General features: G+C 68.6%; 3 protein-coding genes and 1 pseudogene. 1 reads left to right on the forward strand and 3 read right to left on the reverse strand.

Annotation, left to right across the window (positions count from 1 at the left end; genetic code table 11):
• Window positions 1-482: 482 nt before the first annotated feature.
• Window positions 483-736 (forward strand): annotated as a pseudogene (locus RB628_RS39470) (tryptophan--tRNA ligase); the annotation flags it as partial.
• A gap of 185 nt (window positions 737-921) precedes the next feature.
• Here the strand turns inward: RB628_RS39470 and proC are convergent.
• The 3 genes from proC to RB628_RS39485 all read right to left on the reverse strand — a co-directional run bounded on the left by proC (window position 922) and on the right by RB628_RS39485 (window position 3,505).
• Entirely contained in the window at window positions 922-1,734 is an 813-nt protein-coding gene (gene proC / locus RB628_RS39475; RefSeq protein ID WP_318325475.1) for a pyrroline-5-carboxylate reductase, read from the reverse strand.
• A gap of 194 nt (window positions 1,735-1,928) precedes the next feature.
• Window positions 1,929-2,693 carry an ABC transporter permease gene (locus RB628_RS39480; RefSeq protein WP_318325476.1) on the reverse strand — a complete coding sequence of 255 codons (765 nt, stop codon included), beginning with the start codon at window positions 2,691-2,693 and terminating at the stop codon, window positions 1,929-1,931.
• A complete protein-coding gene (locus RB628_RS39485; protein ID WP_318325477.1) occupies window positions 2,690-3,505 on the reverse strand; it encodes an ABC transporter ATP-binding protein in 816 nt (271 codons plus the stop codon). Before RB628_RS39485 ends, RB628_RS39480 begins: the two co-directional genes overlap by 4 nt.
• Window positions 3,506-4,365 lie beyond the last annotated feature (860 nt).

Here is a 4,365-nt window from a genome sequence, read left to right on the forward strand (position 1 = left end):
GGCCTGATTCCCAGTCAGCGGGGCTCGCCTTCCCGGCCGTTGGGCCGTTCCGACGAGTGAGACTTTAGCGGATTCCCGGCTCCCGAGCTAATCGGGGGCTGCGCCCTTTCGAACGCGGATTCCTCATTTCGCAAATACACATGCCAATGACATGCAACCGGCCTGACGACAGGTCGTCGACCGTTGCTTGATACCTGCGGAATGGCTGTCCGGGGACCGACCGGAGTCGGCGCTCACGTCGAACAACTCGGAGAACACTACGTACGGGCCTGGGGTGTGTCAACTCGCTGTCGGAAGGATCTCCGGCGGCGTAGTCACGTGCACGTGACTACGCATACGTGCACCCAGCAGTGGTGGGCCGCCTGACTGCGGCCGTACACACGCATGTACTCAACGGCCGCCACCTCGGCGGCCGTTCCTGTTTCTCCCTCCAGAAGGTCGACCGTCCGGGTGCGGTGGCCTCGACCAGGAGGTGGAGAGAGATGACGCGGGTCTACAGCGGGATCAAGCCGACCGGGAACCTGACGCTGGGGAACTACCTGGGAGCCATGCGGCGGTGGGCCATGGTGGACCAACACCAGGCGGACTCCCTCTTGTGCATCGTCGAACTGCACGCGCTGACCGTGGACCACGATCCCGGGCGCGTACGGCGGCTCAGCCGGCAGGCAGCCACACTGCTGCGACGTCGGGGCTCGATCCGGAGCTGTGCACCGTCTTCGTACAACGTCATGTGGAGGGGGTGCTGCGGGGCGGGGCGGAGAGAGCGCGGGTGATGGCCCGGCCGACCGTTGATGCCGCCTGTCGCGCGATCGGGCTGCTGCCGGCGGGTGCCGAGGCTTCGGTGAACACGGCCCGGTAGACGTGTGCGGTGACTGGTGGCAGGTGCTCGTGACTGGTGGTCCTGATCTGTTGCGGTCGGCTTCAACTGCTGTTGCCGGAGGCCAGTGCCCGGCTGCGGTCTCGGGCGGCTTCGAGCGCGGCGATCAGGGCTGCTCGTACGCCGTGGTTCTCGAGTTCGCGGATGGCGTTGATCGTGGTGCCCGCGGGGGACGTGACGTTCTCTCGGAGCTTCACCGGGTGTTCGCCGCTGTCGCGGAGCATCACGGCGGCGCCGATCGCGGACTGGACGATCAGGTCGTGAGCCTTGTCGCGGGGCAGGCCGAGCAGGATGCCGGCGTCCGTCATGGCTTCGACCAGATAGAAGAAGTACGCCGGGCCGGAGCCGGAGAGTGCGGTGCAGGCGTCCTGCTGGGACTCCGGGACGCGGAGCGTCTTACCGACGGCACCGAAGATCTCCTCGGTGTGGGCGAGGTGGTCGGCGGTGGCGTGGGTGCCGGCGGAGATGACCGACATGGCCTCGTCGACGAGGGCAGGGGTGTTCGTCATGACGCGGACCACCGGGGTGCCGGTGGCCAGGCGGCCCTCGAAGTAGGAGGTCGGGATGCCGGCGGCTCCGCTGATGATCAGGCGGTCGGCGGGGACGTGGGGGGCGAGTTCGTCGAGGAGGGTGCCCATGTCCTGGGGCTTGACCGTGAGGATCAGCGTGTCGGCGGTCTTCGCTGCTTCCGCGTTGGTGACCGGGGTTACTCCGTGGCGGGTGCGGAGTTCTTCGGCTCGTTCCGGGCGGCGGGCGGTGACCAGGAGGTCTGCGGGGGACCAGCCGGCTCGGATCATTCCGCTGAGCAGGGCTTCGCCGATTTTTCCGGTGCCGAGGACTGCGACTTTCTGAGTCATGGTTGCGGTGCCCTCCGGGGGTTGCGTCGTCCGGGGTCATCCTTTCATCGGGGGCGGGTGGGTGGGGCGGGTGTCCGGTGGGCGGAATGTCTGGAGGATGTTTCTCCCTCCGCCGCCCCTACCCGTAACGACGCTGAACGGGCCTCGTCCTCAAACGCCGGAGCGGCTGAGATACGGGACGGTGGCCGGGCTGGTTATGGGGTTCGGCGGCGGAGTGTTGCTGCGCCCAGGGTCAGGACGAGGAGGGCACAGCTCGCGACGATCAGGATGTCTCGTACGAACGCGGCTGTGATGTCCGGGTGGGTGAGGACCTCGTTCATGCCGTCCACCGCGTACGACATGGGGAGGACGTTGGAGATCGCTTCGAGTACCGGGTGCATGTTGGAGCGGGGGGTGAAAAGGCCGCAGAGGAGGAGCTGCGGGAAGATCACCGCCGGCATGAACTGGACCGCCTGGAACTCCGAGGAGGCGAAGGCCGAGACGAAGAGGCCGAGGGCGGTGCCCAACAGGGCGTCCAGCAGGGCCACCAGGAGGAGCAGCCAGGGGGAGCCCGTCACATCCAGGCCCAGGAGCCAGACCGCCAGGCCTGTGGCCAGGGCCGACTGGATGATCGCCAGGGTTCCGAATGCCAGGGCGTAGCCGGCGATGAAGTCGCCCTTACCGAGAGGCATAGCGAACAGTCGTTCGAGGGTGCCCGAGGTGCGTTCGCGCAGGGTGGCGATCGAGGTCACCAGGAACATCGTGATGAGGGGGAAGATCCCCAGGAGCGACGCGCCGATGCCGTCGAACGTGTGCGCGCTGCCGTCGAAGACATAGCGGAGTAGGAGCAGGAGCAGGCTCGGGAGCACGATCATCATCGCGATCGTGCGCGGGTCGTGGCGGAGCTGGGACAGAACCCGGATCGCGGTGGCTGTGGTTCGGGCGGCGTTCAGGGCGGTGGTGGGGGTGGTCGTTGTCACTGGGGCTGCTCCCTCTTCGTCTGCGGCTTCTTCGCCTCGTCCACCAGGTGCAAGAACGCCTGCTCCACTGTTTCCGTCGCTGTGCGGGTGCGCAGGGCGTCCGGAGTGTCGTCGGCGAGGAGCTCGCCGTCGCGCATGAGGAGGAGGCGGTGGCAGCGCTCGGCCTCGTCCATGACGTGGGAGGAGATGAGCAGCGTTGCTCCGCGAGTGGCCGCGATGGTGTGGAAAAGGGTCCACAGGTCGCGGCGGAGGACGGGGTCCAGGCCCACTGTCGGCTCGTCCAGGACCAGAAGCTCGGGGGTGCCGAGGAGTGCCACCGCCAGGGAGACTCGGCTGCGCTGGCCACTGGAGAGGTTGCCCGCGAGAGTGTCGTGGTAGGTGGTGAGGTCCACGTCGGCGATGGCGCGGGTGACGCGCTCCCGGCGGCGGTCGGCGGCTGCGCGGCCGGGGTCGAGGATCGCGGCGAAGTAGGCGAGGTTCTGGCGGACCGTCAGGTCGTCGTAGACCGAGGGGGCCTGGGTCACGTAGCCGACGCGGGTGCGGAGGGTGGCGTGCCCGGCGGGGTGGCCGAGGACCTCCAGGGTGCCGGTGGTCCTGGCCTGGGTGCCGACGATCGCGCGCATGAGGGTCGATTTTCCGCAGCCCGAGGGGCCGAGCAGGCCTGTGATCTGGCCGCGCGGGACGCTGAAGTCGAGGTCACGCAGGACTTCTCGGGTGCCTCGTACGACGGTGAGGCCCTCGGCTTGAACGGCCCTTCCAGGAGGTCCAGGAGGTCCAGGAGGTCCAGGAGGAGGGTCGCTGTAATTCATCATGTGATGAATAATGCTCTCGGTGCGGTGGCGCGTCAAGCGGGGTGGGGCGCAGGCGCGCGGCGGGGCGATCTGAACGCGGCGGTCCGGTTCTGGCGCCTCCGAGGGCTTTCTCCGACTCCGGGTTCGACCTGGATGTGCGGCAGGTGGAGGTGATGGGCTGCCTGCTGCCGTACGAGTACCGCAGGCGGCGGATTTCGGGCGGCTCACGGAGGCGGGTGTGATCGGGACCGCCGTCGCCTTCGCCTTGATCGCTCCGCGCGGTCGTTGTCAGGTGCGGAGCGCGTTGATCGGGTGCGTCGGCGGGGACGTCCAGTCGTGTGCGGGTGGAGATCGACGAGCCGGCTGACGGCGCTGTTGTCGTACGGATCATCAGGCATGCGACCTTTCGCGGTTGCCGAGTCTTGGAGACCCTGGAGGCATGGGGGCCTGTAGCCATGGGGCCCTGGAGGGGGTGCCTCAGGAACGGGGGGCTTGGGCGGGCTTCGGCAAGTGAGGCGTGCGTGTGCGGCGGTTCTTCGGAGGGGTGGGCCGCTGCGCGGGATGGCGTGCCGCCGGATGATGTAGCCGATCAAGGCGTCGGAATCCGCAGGCCGGGGGCGGCGGCCCGGCCAGACTGGGTGTTCGACTCGCCCCAGCAGGGCACCTCGTGGACTGTCGGCCCGTCCGAATTCGTCAGGGCCTCGTACCGGAACGCGCAGCGCTTGATCCCCTGCACCACGACGCGGGACACAACCCTGCGCGATGGCATGAGGTAGCGGGGGTGGGTGTGAGTGCAGGGCGATTCGGGTGTGGGTGCGCGGGACGGAGCGGGGGCGGGTGAGCGGAGCGGGGGCGGAGCGGGGGCGGGGGGGGGGGGGGGG

Source organism: Streptomyces sp. ADMS (genome assembly GCF_033441795.1).
Taxonomy (GTDB): Bacteria; Actinomycetota; Actinomycetes; order Streptomycetales; family Streptomycetaceae; genus Streptomyces.